This window comes from Microbispora sp. CA-135349 (assembly GCF_050947365.1).
Lineage (GTDB): Bacteria > Actinomycetota > Actinomycetes > Streptosporangiales > Streptosporangiaceae > Microbispora.
The window spans coordinates 5,590,004-5,608,148 of the sequence record NZ_CP192001.1; the positions used below are offsets into that span (position 1 = coordinate 5,590,004).

General features: G+C 71.3%; 13 protein-coding genes and 2 tRNA genes. 8 read left to right on the plus strand and 7 right to left on the minus strand.

The genetic code is table 11. The annotated features are described in order from the left end of the window. Positions 1-29: 29 nt before the first annotated feature. Both ACQPZZ_RS25750 and ACQPZZ_RS25755 read left to right on the plus strand, forming a co-directional pair. Complete coding sequence (locus tag ACQPZZ_RS25750; protein ID WP_432923026.1) at positions 30-332, plus strand: trypco2 family protein; 303 nt, start codon at positions 30-32, stop codon at positions 330-332. Positions 333-335: 3 nt separating this feature from the next. Beyond that, on the plus strand, positions 336-3,113 hold the full coding sequence (locus ACQPZZ_RS25755; RefSeq protein WP_432923029.1) for a tetratricopeptide repeat protein: 2,778 nt from the start codon (positions 336-338) through the stop codon (positions 3,111-3,113). Positions 3,114-3,314: 201 nt separating this feature from the next. Here ACQPZZ_RS25755 and ACQPZZ_RS25760 read toward each other — a convergent pair whose 3' ends face one another. Further along, on the minus strand, positions 3,315-4,463 hold the full coding sequence (locus tag ACQPZZ_RS25760) for a sensor histidine kinase (RefSeq protein WP_432923032.1): 1,149 nt from the start codon (positions 4,461-4,463) through the stop codon (positions 3,315-3,317). 138 nt (positions 4,464-4,601) lie between these two features. Between ACQPZZ_RS25760 and ACQPZZ_RS25765 the strand changes: the two genes are divergently transcribed. Next, positions 4,602-7,103 (plus strand): DEAD/DEAH box helicase, encoded by a 2,502-nt coding sequence (locus ACQPZZ_RS25765; protein WP_432934539.1) that lies wholly within the window; start codon positions 4,602-4,604, stop codon positions 7,101-7,103. 204 nt (positions 7,104-7,307) lie between these two features. After that, positions 7,308-8,852, plus strand: coding sequence for an MDR family MFS transporter (locus ACQPZZ_RS25770; RefSeq protein WP_432923035.1), 1,545 nt, complete (start codon positions 7,308-7,310; stop codon positions 8,850-8,852). On the opposite strand, the gene ACQPZZ_RS25775 is transcribed toward ACQPZZ_RS25770, so the two are convergent. From ACQPZZ_RS25775 to dusB, 6 genes are all read right to left on the minus strand, one after another. After that, complete coding sequence (locus tag ACQPZZ_RS25775; RefSeq protein ID WP_432923038.1) at positions 8,843-9,805, minus strand: TAXI family TRAP transporter solute-binding subunit; 963 nt, start codon at positions 9,803-9,805, stop codon at positions 8,843-8,845. The two genes, ACQPZZ_RS25770 and ACQPZZ_RS25775, sit on opposite strands and share 10 nt — an antisense overlap. After that, positions 9,802-11,745 (minus strand): TRAP transporter permease, encoded by a 1,944-nt coding sequence (locus tag ACQPZZ_RS25780; protein WP_432923041.1) that lies wholly within the window; start codon positions 11,743-11,745, stop codon positions 9,802-9,804. Before ACQPZZ_RS25780 ends, ACQPZZ_RS25775 begins: the two co-directional genes overlap by 4 nt. 189 nt (positions 11,746-11,934) lie before the next feature. Then, a complete protein-coding gene (locus ACQPZZ_RS25785) occupies positions 11,935-13,455 on the minus strand; it encodes a DUF6297 family protein (protein ID WP_432923044.1) in 1,521 nt (506 codons plus the stop codon). Beyond that, positions 13,452-14,078 carry a heme ABC exporter ATP-binding protein CcmA gene (gene ccmA / locus ACQPZZ_RS25790; RefSeq protein WP_432923046.1) on the minus strand — a complete coding sequence of 209 codons (627 nt, stop codon included), beginning with the start codon at positions 14,076-14,078 and terminating at the stop codon, positions 13,452-13,454. The genes ACQPZZ_RS25785 and ccmA overlap by 4 nt, the downstream gene beginning before the upstream one ends. A 133-nt stretch (positions 14,079-14,211) precedes the next feature. After that, positions 14,212-14,778 (minus strand): DUF4291 domain-containing protein, encoded by a 567-nt coding sequence (locus tag ACQPZZ_RS25795; RefSeq protein WP_432923049.1) that lies wholly within the window; start codon positions 14,776-14,778, stop codon positions 14,212-14,214. Positions 14,779-14,975: 197 nt separating this feature from the next. After that, positions 14,976-16,088, minus strand: coding sequence for a tRNA dihydrouridine synthase DusB (gene dusB / locus ACQPZZ_RS25800; RefSeq protein WP_432923051.1), 1,113 nt, complete (start codon positions 16,086-16,088; stop codon positions 14,976-14,978). Positions 16,089-16,189: 101 nt separating this feature from the next. Here dusB and ACQPZZ_RS25805 point away from each other — a divergent pair, with 101 nt between their 5' ends. From ACQPZZ_RS25805 to ACQPZZ_RS25820, 4 genes are all read left to right on the plus strand, one after another. Beyond that, complete coding sequence (locus ACQPZZ_RS25805; RefSeq protein WP_363640064.1) at positions 16,190-16,852, plus strand: ACT domain-containing protein; 663 nt, start codon at positions 16,190-16,192, stop codon at positions 16,850-16,852. Positions 16,853-16,935: 83 nt separating this feature from the next. Beyond that, a tRNA-Gly gene (locus ACQPZZ_RS25810) sits at positions 16,936-17,007 on the plus strand. 30 nt (positions 17,008-17,037) lie between these two features. Further along, positions 17,038-17,108: transfer RNA gene (locus ACQPZZ_RS25815), tRNA-Cys, on the plus strand. Positions 17,109-17,401: 293 nt separating this feature from the next. Next, a complete protein-coding gene (locus ACQPZZ_RS25820) occupies positions 17,402-18,127 on the plus strand; it encodes a hypothetical protein (RefSeq protein ID WP_432923054.1) in 726 nt (241 codons plus the stop codon). Positions 18,128-18,145 lie beyond the last annotated feature (18 nt).

Below are 18,145 nucleotides of genomic sequence, written 5' to 3' on the forward strand. Positions count from 1 at the left end.
GCATTGAACGGCCGCGAGGGAGGGACATTTTGGACGAGTTAGAACTATCGGCAACGATTGCCGCCATCAGGACGGAACTACTCGCCGCCATGGAGGATTCGGACAACAGCGGCATCCATTTTCCCCTCGGTCCTATCCAGTTGGAGTTTCAGGTTGGCGTCACCCGAGCCGCCGACGGCAAGGCGGGAGTTCGGCTGTGGGTGATCGAATTCGGCAGCGGCGGCTCCGTGTCCCGGCAGGACGTGCAGAAAATCACGGTGACTCTGGAACCCCCGGTCGATCACGACGGAATGCCGGTGAAGGTTCACCGCTCAAGCGGCCTGAAACCGTAGCGAATGACGGCCGCCCCCGAGGATTACCAAGCCCGTGCGGTGGAAGTGCTCTGCCGCCATCGTCTGGGACGCCGAGATCACTGGAGCGTCGGCTCGGGATATCTCGTCACAAGCGACCTCGTCCTCACCGCCAGACACAACATCCAGCCTGCAGAGGTGCCTCATCCGGCCGGCCCGGTGCTGCTGCTCGTACGGTTTGTGCATGAGCGGGAGTACGAAGCGCACGTCGTCGCTTTGGGGCGCGAACCGGACGACGACATAGCGCTGATCCGCATCGGCGACGACGGGTACCGGCCCCGGGACCTGGCCGTTGTCCGTTTCGCGACCATCGATCGTGCCACGACTCACAGCGTGACCGGATGCTGGGCCGTCGGTTTTCCGCGTTTCAAGGAGGTCGGTGGCACCACAACCACAGCGGCGAAGCGGGACAGCGCCCACCTTGAGGGCGTCATACCACCAGGCGCGGACCTGCGCCGCGGACTCCACGAGTTCCGCGTCACCTCGATGCCGGCGTCTCTGGCAGGCACCGGTACGGCTGCCTCACCCTGGCAGGGAATCTCCGGCACTCTGGTGTTCACGCAGGACGGCGCTTCCTCGCTCGCCGTCGGCGTGATCACCGAGCATCACCTGCCGGCGGGGACATCGTCGCTGACCCTCGTACCGGTGACGAGGCTGAGCCCGGTGGGTCTCGACGGGACGTCCGCGGTGTGGGAACTGCTCGGCGTATCTGATCCGGAAGGGCTGCCGCGCATGCCGTCCGGATCCACGCTCGTGCCGACGGGCGGCGAAGCGACCCCGACACGAGTGAAGCTCAGCCGCTTTCTCGCGGACTTCAGCGGCAGAGAGGACGAATTCGTCAGGATCAGCCGGATCCTCCGGCGTGATCCGGTTCGAGGATCGCCTGTCATCGTCCTCTATGGCATGGGCGGTGTGGGTAAGACATCGCTCGCTAACCACATCGGCCATCTCATGGCCTCGGACTATCCCTACGCCCGCGTGTTGGTGGATCTGGGCGGCCAAGGCGCGGAGGATATGTCGCTGTCCGCTGCGGTTCAGCAGATCTTCCAGGCCTTCGGCGTGCCGGACAGCAAGATCCCAGGAAGCCTTCAGGCACGGGCGAGATTACTGCAGGCGCTATACCAGGAGGGCCGGACGCTGCTCATCCTGGACAACGCGACCCTTGTCCAGCAGGTGGAAGTCTTGCTGCCTCAGGAGCCCGGGCCGACGGCCTCCATAATCACCAGCCGATCACCTCTCCCCGGCCTCGACGGTGTGAGGAGGATTCACCTACGGCCGCTGCCATCATCCAAAGCACTCGCCATGCTGACGGAATTCGTCGACGACGAAACGGTACTGCGGGATCAGGACAGCGTGGCACGGCTGGTCCGTCTGACCGGCGGGCTCCCGCTGGCGCTGCGGATCGTCGCCGCGACCATCAATGGGCCCATGATGGAGGATCAGCCTTTACGCGTGCTCGTCGAACGACTTGAGGACAGGGGACATCTCTTGACGCACCTGGAAGGCGGCGACCGCGGGGTGCGGGCCTCGCTCGAGGTGAGCTACCAGAACCTGGACGCGGACGTGGCCTCCTGTTTCCGCGCGATGGGCATCATCCCCGGCACGACATTCACCACGGATCTGGTGGCGGCGGCCACAGAGGTCGACGGCTCGAGCGCGTACGCGCGCATCACGGCTCTGCTCGATGCGCAACTGCTCGAAACGACACCGCAGCCTGACCGGTTCCGTATGCACGATCTCGTACGACTGTATGCCGAGGAGAAGGCGGCCATGCTGGATCCCGCGCCAGTGCGCGACGGCGTGCTGCGGCGAGTTGTGCAGTGGTATGTCGTCATGTCACGGGTCAGCCTCACCCCGCCGTCGTCCCCCCATCGGCCGTCGGCCGCCGCGCTCGCCTGGTTCTCGGAGGAGAACCTCAACGTCATGGCGGTGCTGGCGAAGGCGCGGGACATCGGCGAGTGGGACCAGGTGGCCGCACTCGCCGAGGCGCTACGCCCCTTGCTGTGGTACCGGCGGCAGTGGGAAGAACTGGAGCGGACGGAGAATTGGGCGGTCGAGGCGGCGAGTCGACGAGAGCGAACCCGGTCCGAGCTGGATGCCCTCATCCAGCTGGCCGAGGCGCGCAGGAAGGCAGGTCGCCCGGAGGAAGCCGAGGCGTTGTACGAACGGGCCGTCGAACTGGCCCGTGCAGAGCACGATGAAGAGCTCGAGGGATGGGTGCTCACGCATTACGGGGACCTGTTCTGCGACCTCGGTCAGCCGGAGGTCGCGCTGGGGCGCTACGAGAGCGCGCTCGCCCTGTTCGAGGCCATCGGCGACATCGGCAGACAGATCTGGCTGTCGGCGCATTTCATCGATGCCCTCCGGCAGGTGGGACGGCCGGAGGAGGCGATTGCCGTCGCCGCTCGCGCCCTGGATCTGGCCGTGGAACCCGCCCAGACCGTCTGGGTTCGCTGGCACGTCGCGCTGGCCGAGTGCGACCTGGGCCGGTACGACGAGGCTGAGGATTCGTTGCTGGTCTCGGTGGACCATCACCGTGAGGTACGCGACGACGCGGGCCTGGCGCACATGCTGCTGCTTCTCGGGGAGGTGAGGGCCGCCGCCGGCCGCGCCGCTTCCGCGCACGAGGCACTGACCGAAGCCCTCGCGGCGGCCGAGCGCGTCAAGGTTCCGCGGATGACGCGTCAGATCAACGAAGACTTGGCCGCCCTTCGTGATGGTCGTCCGTTACGTGATGCCATCACCTACAAATCCGATCTTTGAACTGCTCAAGCGTGAATACCGTTCCGACGCCGGGCTGGGCGAGAGCGCCGGAACACGTGCGATGAACAGAGCCTGCCGATCGTCCACCCGGTGCCGAGCTTATGCCCGGCTTGCGGCCCGCACGATCCGCTGCGGAAGCCGAGAGCTGCTCAGCGGCGTTCGAGGCGAGCGGCCGGGCCGCGACACATGGACTCCTTCGCCTCAGAGTTCGGCCTGGTCGGGCGGGTGGAAGGGGATGTGCGCGGTGAGCGCGAACCCGCCCTCGGCGGTCGGACCGCTGGTGAGCCGCCCGCCCACCAGCGTGACACGCTCGCGCAGGCCGGGCAGTCCGTAGCCGCCGCCCGCGTCGGCCGGCACCCGGACCGGCACGGCCCGGCTCTTGGCGCTGTTGACCACCGACACGTTCAGCATGTCTCCGTGAGCCTCACAGACCACCTGCACGTCGGCCCCCGGCGCGTGTTTGCGCACGTTGTTGAGGCCCTCCTGGACGACGCGGTAGCAGGCGTGGCCGGCCTGCCGCGACAGCGCCTCCTCCGGCACGTCGTAGTGCAGGGCGACGCGCAGGCCGGTGGCCCTGCTCTCCTCGACGAGGCGGGGTATCCCCTCGACGCTCTCCGCCGAGGGCGGCAGGTCCTTGCGCCGCAGAGCCGTGAGCAGCTCGCGCAGCTCGGTCAGCGCCCGCACGCCCTTGTCCTCGATGTTCCTGGCCAGCTTGCGGATCTCGTCGAGCTCGTCGGCGTCCTGGATGAGACCGGCGTTGAGGACCATCACCGTGACCGCGTGTGTCACCGTGTCGTGCAGCTCACCCGCGATGCGGCGGCGTTCCTGGGCGGCGGCGCGCTCCTCCCGCGCCCGCACGCCCGCCCGCAGCTCGCGGATCATCGCACGGTAGCGGCACACCCAGGTGCCCACCAGCGCGGGCAGGAAGATCAGCGTGACCGCCCGTATCGCGACGGCGACGGGCAGCCTGTCGGTGTAGGGGCTCGCCCAGTCGGCCAGCGCGTAGACCCCCGCCAGCACCGTGGCCGACCACGGCCATCGGCGCACGGTGTTCTGCGCCGTCATCGAGTACGCCGCCAGCATCAGCGGCATGCTCTGGCCCGCGAGCACGGCGCAGGCGACGGTGGCCGCGATCATCGGCCAGGCCGCACTGCGCCGCGCCAGCATGGTCGCGGCCGCCGCGCCCGCCGTGGTGATCTGCGCCCACCACGGCACGGCGAGAAACGGCAGGGCCGGGAAGGAGCGGCCGAACACCACCGCAGGCACCGCGAAGGCGAGGACGGCGACGGCGAGCAGCACGTCGGCCGCCGCCTCCCGGCGCGCGGCGAGCCCGGCCCACTTCTCCCCCATACCGCTAGTTTGTGGGTTTGACCTGCGGCTTCGTGCAGCGCCACGCCCCTTTGACGTAGCTGTGCCACACCTTGCCGTAGGTCGGGGCGGTCGAAACAGTCACCCGTCTTGGGCAGGATAAGAGGCGTGAGCGAAAGCATGAGCCTCCTCCGCCGTCTTCCGTCCGGATCCGAACCCGTCTCCGACCCGGACGCGCTGTTCGACGCGTTCGTGTCCTGGAACGCGGATCGGGGGCTCACGCTCTATCCCGCACAGGAGGAGGCCCTGATCGAGGTCGTCTCCGGCAACAACGTGATCGTGTCCACGCCCACGGGCTCGGGCAAGAGCCTGATCGCCGCCGGGGCGCACTTCGCGGCACTGGCCCGAGACGAGATCAGCTTCTACACCGCGCCGATCAAGGCCCTGGTGTCGGAGAAGTTCTTCGACCTGTGCGCGCTGTTCGGCACCGAGAACGTCGGCATGATGACCGGCGACGCCACCGTGAACGCCGACGCGCCCGTCATCTGCTGCACCGCCGAGATCCTCGCCCAGATCGCGCTGCGCGACGGCGCGGACGCCGACGTCGGCACCGTGATCATGGACGAGTTCCACTTCTACGCCGAGCCCGACCGCGGCTGGGCCTGGCAGGTGCCGCTGCTGGAGCTGCCGCAGGCGCAGTTCGTGCTGATGTCGGCCACGCTGGGCGACGTCGAGCGCTTCCAGACCGACCTCACCCGCCGCACCGGCCGCCCCACGAGCGTCGTCAAGCACGCCGAGCGCCCGGTGCCGCTGATCTACTCCTACCGGACCACTCCCCTGCACGAGACGCTGGAGGAACTGCTGTCCACTCAGCAGGCCCCGGTGTACGTCGTGCACTTCACGCAGGCCGCGGCGATGGAGCGCGCCCAGGCACTCATGAGCATCAACATGTGCACCAAGGCCGAGAAGGAGGCCATCGCCGCCCTCATCGGCAACTTCCGCTTCACCACCCGCTTCGGCCGGGCCCTGTCCCGGCTCGTACGGCACGGCATCGGCGTGCACCACGCCGGCATGCTGCCGAAGTATCGCCGCCTGGTGGAACGCCTCGCCCAGGCGGGCCTGCTGAAGGTCATCTGCGGCACCGACACGCTCGGCGTGGGGGTCAACGTCCCGATCCGCACCGTGCTGTTCACCGCGCTGTCGAAGTTCGACGGCACCAAGGTGCGGCGGCTGCGGGCGCGGGAGTTCCACCAGATCGCCGGACGGGCCGGCCGGGCCGGCTTCGACACGGTCGGATACGTCGTGTGCCAGGCGCCCGACCACGTCATCGAGAACGAGCGGGCGCTGGCGAAGATCGGCGACGACCCCAAACGGCGCCGCGGATACGCCCGCAAGAAGCCGCCGGAGGGCTTCGTCGGCTGGAGCGAGGACACCTTCGAGAAGCTCCAGACGGCCGAGCCCGAGCCGCTGACCTCCCGGTTCAAGGTCAGCAACGCCATGCTGCTGTCGATCATCAACCGGCCCGGCGACTGCTTCCAGGCGATGAAGCGGCTGCTCACCGACAACCACGAGGACCGCAAGGCCCAGCGCCGCCACATCAGCCACGCCATCGCGATCTATCGTTCACTGCTGGCCGGCGGCATCGTGGAGAAGCTCGCCGAGCCCGACGAGCACGGCCGGATGGCCCGGCTCACCGTCGACCTGCAGGAGGACTTCGCGCTCAACCAGGCGCTGTCGACCTTCGCGCTGGCGTCCTTCGAGCTGCTCGACCGCGAATCCCCGACGTACGCGCTGGACATGGTCTCGATCGTCGAGTCGACGCTGGACGACCCCCGGCAGATCCTGCACGCCCAGCTCAACAAGGCCAGGGCCGAGGCGGTCGCCCAGATGAAGGCCGACGGCATCGAGTACGAGGAGCGGATGGAGCGCCTCGCCGAGATCACCCACCCCATGCCGCTGGCCGATCTGCTCTTCGGCGCGTACGAGACCTACCGGCGCGGCCACCCGTGGGTCGGCGACCACGTCGTCAGCCCCAAGACCATCGTGCGCGACATGTACGAGCGGGCCATGACCTTCACCGAGTACATCCAGTTCTACGAGCTGGCCCGTTCGGAGGGCACGGTGCTGCGCTACCTGGCCGACGCCTATCGGACGCTGTCGAAGACGGTGCCCGAGCACCTGAAGACCGACGACCTCGTCGACCTCATCGAATGGCTCGGCGAGCTGGTGCGGCAGGTCGACTCCAGCCTCATCGACGAGTGGGAGAAGCTGGCCAACCCCGCCGAGGCGCTGGCGGCCGGGGAGGAGCTGGAGACCAGGACGCGTCCGGTCACCGCCAACGCGCGCGCCTTCCGCGTGCTGGTCCGCAACGCGATGTTCCGGATGGTGGAGCTCGCCGCGCTGGACCGCGAGGAGGAGCTGGTCGAGCTCTACCCCGACGTCGACTGGGGCGCGGGCCTCGACGCCTACTACGAGGAGCACGACGAGGTCCTCACCGGCCCGGCCGCCCGCGGTCCCGCCCTCCTGCTCATCGAGGAGGAGAAGGAGCTGTGGCGGGTGCGTCAGATCATCGACGACCCGGCCGGCAACCACGACTGGGGCATCGGCGCGGAGGTGGACCTGGCCGCCTCCGACGAGGAGGGCCACGCCGTCCTCCACGTCACCGGCCTCACCCGCCTCTGACGCCGGCGCCGCGGGCGGTCCCCCTCCGCCCACGCGCCGAATCACCGGACGATCGGGAAACGAGCCCGTGCGCCGCTCGGCGCACGGGTCTCTCGCCTGCCCGCTCATCTCTCGCCCCCCGCGATGGGTCAGCCACGACCATTAAACGGAGTGAGTGCTCACTCGTTATTGACGGAGTGAGCACTCACTCCGTAGCTTGGGCGCATGACAACCCGACAACGCGCCGGTCTCCGGGACCGGCCGACGAATGGTTACGACACTCTGTCCGACCGGTGCCGCAGGCTGATCACCGGCGCGGTGCTCGGAACGGTCTTCCTGAGCATGCTGGACGGCACCGTCACCGGCACCGCGATGCCCAGGATCGTGGCGCAACTGGGCGGCACCGACGCCTGGTACGTGTGGGTGGTCACCGCCTACCTGCTCGCCTCCACCGTGACCGTTCCGCTGTACGGCCGCTTCTCCGACCTGTACGGCCGGCGCCGCCCGCTGCTGCTTGGTCTGGGCGTCTTCCTGGCCGGGTCGCTGGCCTGCGGCATCGCCGGTTCGATCGCCATGCTGATCGTCTCCCGCGCCGTCCAGGGGATCGGCGCCGGAGCGCTGCTCACCGTCGGCATGTCCGTCGTCCGCGACCTGTACCCGCCCAGCCGGATGGCCGCGATGGTCCGCATGCAGTCGGTCGTCGCCGGCATGTTCATCGTCGGGATGATCGGCGGTCCCCTCCTGGGCGGCGTTCTGACCGACCTGGCGAGCTGGCGATGGGCGTTCCTGCTCAACCTTCCCATCGGCCTGGCCGCCGCCGCGCTCCTGGTCGTCCTGCTGCCCCGCTCCCGTCCCGAGGCCACCGGCACGGGCCGGATCGACCTGCCGGGGATCGCGCTGCTCACCGCGGGGCTGTCGCTGGTCCTGCTCGCGCTCAGCCTCAAGGGCAACGGCTCGTCCCGTTCCTGGCTCGACCTATCGGTCGCCGGGCCCCTGCTGGCGGGAGCCGTCCTGCTGGCGATGCTGATCGCCCTCGAACGGCGCGCCCCGGTGCCGATCCTGCCCCTGCACCTGTTCCGGCACCGCGCCTACGCGGCGATCGTCGCCGCCGGCTTCTTCTTCCACGCCGCCAGCCTGCCTTTCGGCATCTTCGTGACCCTCTATCTGCAGCACGTCCGCGGCTACTCCGCCACCGCGTCCGGGTTGCTCCTGCTGCCCATGCTCGTGGGAATGGTCCTCGGCAACCGCCTGACCGCCGCGGCCGTCATGCGCACCGCCCGCCCCAAGCCCGCGCTCCTGATCGGTGCGGCCCTGCTGACCACGGGAAGCCTGCCGTTCCTCACCCTCGGCGCCGGCACCCCCACGCCGCTGATCGCCGCCTGCCTGCTCCTCATCGGTCTCGGAACCGGGCCGGCCATGGGCGGCGCCAGCATCGTCGCCCAAAACAGCGTCCCCCGCTCCGACATCGGCACGGCGACGGCGGGCTCCATGCTCACCAAGCAACTCGGGGGCGCCGTCAGCCTGGCTGTCAGCCAGTCCCTGCTCGCCCACCACCTCGCCCACGGCGGCGAGACACCCCTCACCGGGGGGATCGGCACCACGCTGGCCTCGATCGGCGCCGTCAGCGGCCTGCTCGCCCTGGCCGCCGTGGTCCTCATGCCCGACCTGCGCATAACCGGTCCCGGTGGAGCACCGTCCACCCCGGTGAGTCCCGGACAGCCGGCCGGCGACGACAGCACCGAACACGAGGCCGTACGGCGTCAGCCGTAGAACTTCCTGGCACCCTCGTGGAGCGGCACGGGGCCGGTCTCCGGCGCGTCGGCCAGGGTGATCTCCCTGGCCGACACGTGCACCTTCTCCAGATCGGCCTTGTGATCGAAGATCAGCCGAGTGAGGTCCTCCGCGAGCTTCGCGTCCATCGCCGCGTTCACCACGAGGAGGTTCGGCACGACGATGGCCGGCACGTCGGACGGCGTGCCGTACGCCTCCTTGGGGATCACGCCCTCGGTGTAGACGGGGCCGTGGGCGGCGCGCACGGCGGGCAGCACATCGTTCAGCGGCACGAAGGTCACTTCGTCCCGCATGCTCGTCACGAGGTCGGTGATGCCCGAGGTGGGCAGCCCGCCCGACCACACCAGCGCGTCGAGGGTGCCGTCCTTGAGCCCCTGCACGGTCTCGGGTAGCGACAACGCCTGACGCTTCACGTCCTTGTCCGGGTCGAGCCCGGCGGCGGCGAGAAGCCGCAGCGCGATCACCTCCGTTCCCGAGTTCGGCGAGCCCGTCGAGACGCGCTTGCCGCGCAGGCCGGCGACGGACGTGATCCCGGCGTCGGTCCGGGCGATCACGTGCGTGTAGTTGCCGTACAGCCGGGCGAGCGCGCGGATCGGCTGCGGGGCGGTGAAGGCGCCGGTGCCCTCGACCGCGTCGGCGGCCGTGTCCGCGAGCGTGAAGGCGATGTCCGACTGTCCCCTGACCACACGCTGGATGTTCTCCACCGAGGCGCCGGTGGCCTCCGCGGTCGCCCGGTGGCCCGGCAGGTGTTTGTCGATCAGCTCGGCGAGCCCGCCGCCGAGCACGTAGTAGACGCCGGTGGTGTTGCCGGTGGCGATCGACAGGCGGGTCCCGCCGCCCGTGCCGCCCTTGGTGGCCGACCGGTCACCGCCGCAGCCACCGGCCAGCAGTGCCGCGGTGACGGCCAGCGCCGTCACGAGCCTGAACCTCACGGGTGCGCCTCCCTGTGTCTGCGGACGAGATGGACGGCCAGCGCCAGGGCCGCGACGCCCAGCCCGGCCAGCACGGGCACCGGCGACAGGACGAGCAGCAGGACCGCGGCCACCGCGCACAGGCTCCGCTCGACCGGCCCCGCGGGGCCGGCGAGCCAGCCGCCGGTGGCCACCGCGAGCACGGCCACGGCCAGCGCCGACACGGCCGCGGCGAGCAGGACCTCGCCGATCGGGCCCTGAGCCAGCAGGGCCGCGCCGGACGGCGTGAGCACGAACGCGAACGGCACGAGGAACGCCGGAAGCGTGTATTTCCAGGTGGCCCACATCGTGCGGTGCGCGTTGCCGCCGGTGATCGCCGAGGCGGCGAAGGCCGACAGCGCCGTCGGCGGGCTCACCTCGGACAGCACGGCGTAGTAGAAGATGAACATGTACGCCTCGGCCGGGGTGACGCCGAGGTCGAGCAGCGCGGGACCGATGATCACGGCGGCGATGACGAAGGACGCCGTGACCGGCACGGCCAGCCCGAGCAGCAGCACGGCCAGCGCGCAGGCCACGGCGGTGGCCGCGAGGTTCCCGCCGGACAGGCCGACGATCAGCGAGCCGGCCTTCAGCCCGAGCCCGGTGAGCGTGACCACGCCGACGATCGTCCCCGCCGCCGCGCAGGTGACCGCGACCGGCACCACACCGGTGGCGCCCGCCGCCAGGGCCCGTACGGCCCGGCGCGGGGTCAGCCGGTTCTCGCCGCCGGAAGTGCGGTCCAGGAACGACAGCGCGAAGGCCAGCAGCGTGGCGTACACGACCGCGCGGAACGGCGACTGCCCGAGGGCCATCAGGACGATGATCACGAACAGCGAGCTGAAGTGGTAGCCGAAGCGCCTGACCATCGGCCAGGGACCACCGGTGTCCACCGGAGCGGCCCGCGTGCCGTACCTGCGGGCGTCCATCTCGATCGCGAGGAAGACGCCCAGGTAATACAGAACGGTCGGGATCGTGGCGTAGACGAGCACGGTCAGGTAGCTCACCCGCAGGTATTCGGCGATGATGAACGCCGCCGCGCCAAGCGTGGGGGGCGACAGGATCGCGCCGATGCCCGCGGCCGCAAGCACTCCCCCGGCCTGCTCGCGCGGATAGCCGGCCCGGCGCAGGATCGGCCAGGCCACGCTGCCCACGCTCACCGTGGTCGCCACGCCGGAACCGCTCACCGTGCCGAGCAGGAACCCCGCGAGCGTGACGGTCCGCCCGGGCGCGGAGCGCGAACGGCGGAAGGCGGCGAAGGAGACCTCGACGAAGAACCGGCCCGCCCCCGAGGCGTCGAGCACGGCTCCGTAGATCGTGAACAGGATGATGTAGGTCGCCGCGACGTCGAGGGGCACGCCGTACACGCCCTCGGTGCCCATCGTGAACGCCGCCACGATCCGGTCCAGGTCGTAGCCCCGGTGGCCCAGCGCCCAGTCGGCGGGCAGGTAGCCGCCGTAGTAGGCGTAGGCGACGAACAGCAGGCACACGACGGGCAGGATCCAGCCCACGGTCCTGCGGCACGCCTCCAGGAGCAGCAGCGTGAGCAGCGCACCCGCCGCCACGTCGAGCGGCGTCGGCGCGTACGCCCGGCGGATGAGGTCGTCGAAGACCACGAGCGGATACGCGCAGACCGCCAGGGACAGCGCCGCGAGCACCCAGTCGAGCACGCCGGGCCTGTCCCGGCCCCCGCGCCGCGCCTTGTAGCAGACGAAGGCCGACGGCAGCACCGCGGCCAGGAACGCCATCCGGTAGGGCAGGACCGGCCCCGGCCGGAAGGTCTGGTACAGCGCGTAGAGCGACAGGGCCAGCGCGACGATCGTGACGAGTGCCGCAGGGCGGCCGGACAGGCGCCGGGCGGGACGCTCCGCGTCGAACTCGGCGACGAGGTCCTCCGCCGACGTCTCGTGCCGGGTCTCGGTCACGCGTCTCCCCTGCGATGCGACAACCCCTTGACCGCAAGGTACGCCGAAGTTGACTTCGCGGAGTCATCATCCGGATCACAGTCCGGTCACAGACCGTAGTTCCGCTGTCACCGGCCCGCCGCGAAGACGACGCGCGCCGGATTCAGCACGGCGTGGGCCATGACCGATCCAGGGCCCCGCACCCCGCTTTCACCTGCGGTCTCCGCGGCTCGACCGCAGGATGTAGGAGGCGAGCACCACGGCCCCGGCGACGGCCTGCGCCGCGACATACGGCGCAACCAGGGCGGGCCGTGACGCCAGCGCGGTGAGCGCGGGCAGCGACCCGAGCAGCGCGAGGTCCACGCCGGTCGCCGCCCAGAGGAGCGGCCCGGTCGGCACCGGGCCGCCCCCGGTGTCGATGACCGGCATGGAGTGGTCGACCGGCCGCCGCCGGGCCATTCGCAGTGCCCCCGCGGTGAGCGCGGGGGCGGCGGCGGGCCCGAGCGCCCACCAGGCCCCCGGCGGCAGCGCGCCCGTGGCCTGCAGGCCCGCCAGGGCGAGCGCCGACCAGGACGCGGCCAGCAGCACGGGCAGCACCGACCTGGCCGCCGTCGCGGCCCTGCCGTCCACGGCCAGCATTCGGGCCAGGGCCGGGTCGCCGCCGTCGCGCCGGACCCCTCCGGTGCACATCGCGGCCGCGGTCAGCGCCCCGCACAGCAGCACGCCGACGGCAGGCCCGATCGCGCCTCCGGTGGCGTCCGCGCAGACGGCGGGCAGCGCCGCCGCGCCGAGCAGCGCCGCCAGGCGGCCCGGCCGCCTGGCCACCCGCAGCCACTCCTGCCAGGCCAGCGCGGGCGCCGGGCCGAGCCGCGACACCAGGCGGGGCCAGGGGCGGGACCGCAACGCCCGGCCGCGCCAGTGGACGTCCTCCGCGACCCAGGTGAGCATCCCCGGATCCAGCAGGGTCGCCGCCGAGGTCACCCGCGCCGTCCGGGTCGAGGAGGCCAGGATCTCGCGGGCGGGGATGCGGTCGAGCGCCGCCCAGGCCCGCCGTACGAGGAAGGCGGCCAGGACGGAGGCGAGGCCCGCGACCGCCGCGCCGAGGGACGCGGGCGCCTCGGCGACGGCGGCGAGGATCCGGCGGCCGGGGCCCGCGCCGAGCACGGCCGCGAGCACGGCCACGAAAGCAGCCCCGCCGATCAGGAACTGCAGCCGGGCGTCCGACGCCGGGGACTGCTGGCCGAGCACCGCCGTGGCCATGCCGCCCACGCTCGCCGCGACGCCGAGCAGCAGCGCCGCCGCGAGGCGCGCGCCGAGCTGATCGGGGGCTCCGAACACCGACAGCGCGGCCAGGCCGAGCGCCGCCCCGGCGAGCGCCGCCGCCGACAGCAGGAGCAGCGCCGTACGGCCGAGCACGGCCCGGCGGGGCAGCGGCGACGTCACCAGCCATGCGGCGTCGGCGGCGGGCAGCACGACGGGGCCGAGCGCCCGTGCCAGGGCGAGCAGTCCCGCGTAGGCCGCCGCGACCAGGGCGAGCCCGGCGCCGAGCCGCGCGGGGTCGGCGTGACGGGCGAGCCCGGCGAGCGCGTCGGCGACGGGGCGGCCGAGCACCGCGGCGGCGACGAGCAGGCCGAAGACCCTGGTGTAGCGGTCCGACCAGGTCGCCGGCCGCCCACGGTGGGCGCGCAGGAAGGCGAGGGCGGGATGCGCCCGCGCGGTCGCCGGGATCACGACGCCGCCCGCAACGTGATCACTCGGGCTCCCGCGTCCTGTGCCAGGCGCTCGTCGTGGGTGGCCATCACCACCGTGCCGCCCTCGGCGGCGTAGCCGCACAGGATCTCCGCCAAGCGCTGTCTGAACCCGGTGTCCAGGCCGCGCTCCGGCTCGTCGAGCAGGAGCAGGCGGCTCGGCCGGAGCAGCGTCATCGCCAGCGACAGCCGCTGCCGCTGGCCGGTGGACAGCGACAACGGGGCGAGATCCGCCCGGGCGCTCAGTTCGAAGGTCTCCAGCGCCTCGTCGACCGTCAGGCGGGCGTCCTGCTGGACCGCACTCATCAGCTCCAGGTGTTCGCGGACGCTCAGGCCCGGATACCAGGCGGGCTCGTCGCCGGCCTGCACGACGTGCCGCCAGAACTCCGGAAGGTCGGCGGGCGGCCCGCCGAGGACGTCGATCTCGCCGCGGGGCGAGGAGTGCAGGCCGGCCAGGCAGCGCAGCAGCGTGGACTTCCCGACGCCGTTCTCGCCCATGACGGCGACGATCTCACCCGGAGCCGCGGTGAGATCGACGCCGCGCAGCACGGGCACACCGCCCAGATCCAGCCCGACCCCGCGGGCCGTGATGATCGCGTTCGCCATGGCCCGAGCCTACGCCGCCCGTCCTCGAGCGGCGTGTGGGGCCGATGGGACCGATCGCGACCGTCCGTTCGGGCCTCCTCGAACCGCTGCCCGGCCGGCCGACGCACCGGCGGCCGGCGGGCGCACCGCCTCGTCACGGGCCGATGAGCAGCCGTCGTGCGATCTCCTCGGGCATCGGGTAGACGCGCTCGGGAGGCAGCAGCCGCTGGGCCTTCGCCGCCTGCCCGCTCTGCGCCAGGCTCGCGATCCTGCGGACCCGCGGGGTGAGGTCGGTCAGGTCGACGACCCACTCGTCCGCGAACGTACGGATCAACCCACGACCGATGCCGACCTGGATGCTGTAGTGGTTGAGCGGGGCCCCGCGCAACGAGCGCTCGGGATCCCACTGGACGTGCACCGCCGCCCGGCCGACTGTCAGGGGATCCGCGGTCGTCAGCACCGCCCGGGAGAGTGCCTCGTGCCATCCTTCCCGTGTCATCCGTACGGAGAGAACACGTTCCTGCCCGGCCTTGCGCCCCCAGTTGCTGCGGTGCATGAGCCACAGGAACGACGGTTTGATCCACGTCATGCGGGTGAACGAGAAGGGCGCCACGAACCGCTTGGCCCTCAGGGCCGGGTCGGCCACGGCCGCCGGGTACGCCTGATAGACCACGATCGTCTCGGCGTCGTAGTCGGCCCGGACCTGGTACTGCGGCGACACGCCGAGCACCCTGTCATCGGCCGGCTCCGCGGCGCAAAGCCTTTTCCCGCGCAGTCCCTCAGCCGCGCAGTCTCCCAGCCGCGTGGGCGTGACCGTGTCCGCGCGGAGGGGCGCGCGGGCGCGACCGGGGGCGGCCTCACAGCTCGCCTCCGGCACGACCCCAACGGTCCGCAGGCGCCCGGGCGCACCGGTAGAGATCAGCCGCCGGAGGTGGGGTCCTCCGCTCCCGCGCCGGGGATCGTCATGTCGTCGGGGTCGTCGAGCCAGCCGTGCGGCAGCGACACCTTCGACCTCTCGCCGCTCTTGCCGCGGGGGCCGTCGGCCTCGTCCGGCCAGGGCTGGTCCGCGTCCAGCTCGGCGACCCGCTCGGCCATCTCGGACAGCCGGTCGGCCGAGGTGAGCGCGCGGCGGGTCTCGGCTCCGACGACGAAGCCCTTGAGATACCAGCCGACATGCTTGCGGAAGTCGGCCAGACCGTGCCGCTCGCTGCCGATGACCTCGCAGAGCAGCTCGGCGTGGCGCAGCATCATCGCGCCGACCTCCCCCAGACGGGGCCGGGTGCGCTCGGCCGAGCCGCGGAAGGCCAGGTCGAGGTCGCGGAACAGCCATGGCCGTCCCAGGCAGCCCCGGCCGATCACCACCCCGTCGCAGCCGGTCTCGGCGACCATGCGCAGGGCGTCGTCGGCGCTCCAGATGTCGCCGTTGCCCAGCACCGGAATCTCCGGCACCGCGTCCTTCAACCGTTTGATCGCGTCCCAGTGCGCCGTGCCGCCGTAGTGCTGGCGGGCCGTGCGGGCGTGCAGGGCGACGGCGGCGAGGCCCTCCTCCACCGCGATCCGTCCCGCTTCGACGTAGGTCAGGTGGTCCTCGTCGATGCCCATGCGCATCTTCATCGTGACCGGCAGCGGCCCGGCCCCGGCGACCGCCTCGCGCAGGATGGCGCGCAGCAGGTTCCGCTTGTACGGCAGGGCCGACCCGCCGCCCCTGCGGGTGACCTTGGGCACCGGGCAGCCGAAGTTGAGGTCGATGTGGTCGGCCAGGCCCTCCTCGGCGATCATTCGTGCGGCCTTGCCGATGACGGCGGGGTCGACCCCGTACAGCTGGATGCTCCGGGGCGACTCCTGCGGGCCGAACCGGATCATCTGGAACGTCAGCGGCACCCGCTCGACCAGCGCCCGCGAAGTGATCATCTCGGACACGAACAGGCCGCCGCCCTGTTCCCTGCACAGGGTGCGGAAACCGATGTTCGTGATGCCCGCCATGGGAGCGAGCACCACCGGGGGCCAGACCTCGAGCGCGCCGATTCTCACCCGTTCATTTTCCCCGCTGCCGGCTGTGAGCCGTACAAGATCGTGGACGTACGGCTTTCGCCCCGGTTAATCTGACCTGGACCGGCGGTGGGGAGGTCGTCATGCTGCTGCGGCTGAGAATCGCCTTGCCAGATCGTCCTGGCTCGCTGAGTCAGGTGACCGGGGTCCTGGGATCCGCGGGCGCCGACATCACCCAGCTGACGGTGCTCGACCGGGGCGACGGCCGCGCCCTCGACGACTTCACCGTCTACTGGCCCGACGCCGCCCCCCGCGAAGACCTCGTACGGGCTCTCGAGGACATGGACGGGGTCCGGATCGTGGGCGTCTGGGGCACCAGGGAGGCGCCCGGAACCTACCCCGAGCTGGAGATCCTTAAGTTCCTCACCACGGCGGGCGACCGCGCGCTCGGCACGCTGATCGACTCCATGCCGGTGCTGTTCAGCGCGGGCTGGGCCGCGGCGGCGACCGAGAAGGACCCACGCGTCACCGTGTACGCGAGCTGGCGGGCGCCCGAGGACATTCCATTCCCGGAGGAGACCCCGTCCCGGCCGACGGCCCTCACGCTGCCGTCCGGCCTGCACGTGATCGTCGCACCGCTGCCGCCGCTGGCGCTGGCGCTGATGCTGGCCAGGGCCGAGGGGCCGGACTTCCACCGCAACGAGGTGCACCGGCTCACCCGGATCCTGGAGATCTTCCTGACCCTGCCCGCGATCGAGCGGGGAGCCGACCGCGCGTTCCGCAGACCGAGCGCCCGCCCGTTCTGAACAGACCACCGCTGAGCACGCGTCGCCGAGTACACACCGCAGGCGAAAACCCGGTACAGTAGCCACGTCGCCGCAAGGCGGACGCGGAAGTGGCTCAGTGGTAGAGCATCACCTTGCCAAGGTGAGGGTCGCGGGTTCGAATCCCGTCTTCCGCTCCGAGAGGTCACGCATACGGGCCTCGCTCTGGTGGAGTGGCCGAGAGGCGAGGCAGCGGCCTGCAAAGCCGCGTACACGGGTTCAAATCCCGTCTCCACCTCTGTTTTTTCCGATCCGGCTCCCGGGCGTCGACGCTCCCGGGAGCCGTCGCATGTCACGCGACGCACGCACCAGCCGCCCCGGTGAAGGACACCGCCGGCTGTTTTCGATCCCCGCCACGCCCGTGCCACCGACCGGCGCCGGCCCGTACGCCCGCCACTGGTGCGTTCTGTCATTGGGGAGACAAGTCGGAGTAAGGGTCCTTCTCAACGCCCCACACCGGGCGCACACTGAAAGGGACACCATAGGCGATTTAGCGTGGAGTAGCTCGTGCACGGTCACATGCCCCCAGCGATGCCCATGCTGTCTCGTGGCAAGCATCGCAATCCCAGCAAGGGCGCCTGCTTCATGGAGTTCGCGTCCTACCTCGCAGGTGAGCGGTGGAGCGACCATCCGTCGTGCACGCACCCGCTGCTCGCCGGTCTCGCCCGCCTCGTCAACGACCACACCTCCGACGCCGCCCGGCCCCGGCTGGCCGAGCTGATCCCGTCGGTGATCGGTCTGACGGGCGACGATCCGCGCCTGGACGCGCGGATCGCGCTGTGCTCGGCCGGCGCCGCGCTGCCGGTCGTGGCGCACGAGCGCCAGCTCGCGATGGCGGTCTCGATCCTGTCGGCCGAGCACGTGCTCGCCGAGCTGGAGGGCCGCCCGGCCGGCGACCTGAGCGAGCGCGGCAGGCACGCGCTGGCCCAGGTGCCGGACGCCACCCGCTGGGCCTACACCTTCGGCCGTGGCGTACGGGTATCGCCGAAGGGTTTCCGCAGGTACGCCGCGCCGAACACGGTGCAGCTGGCGGTCCGGGGCATCGCCCAGGCATGCGTGCCCGATCCCGACCCGCTGTTGCGCGATCTGCTGGCCGACGCGATCGACGACTGCTGGGCCCTGTTGCGCCCCGCCACCGGAAGCACCACCGGAACCACCACCGGGAACGGTGCCGGGGACGCGACCGAGCCCGCCCCGCCCGCGGTCGACCCCGCGCGCTGGGCGGACGCCTGCCGCCTCACCGGCCTGTCGGCCTGACCGCCCGGCCACCGCCCG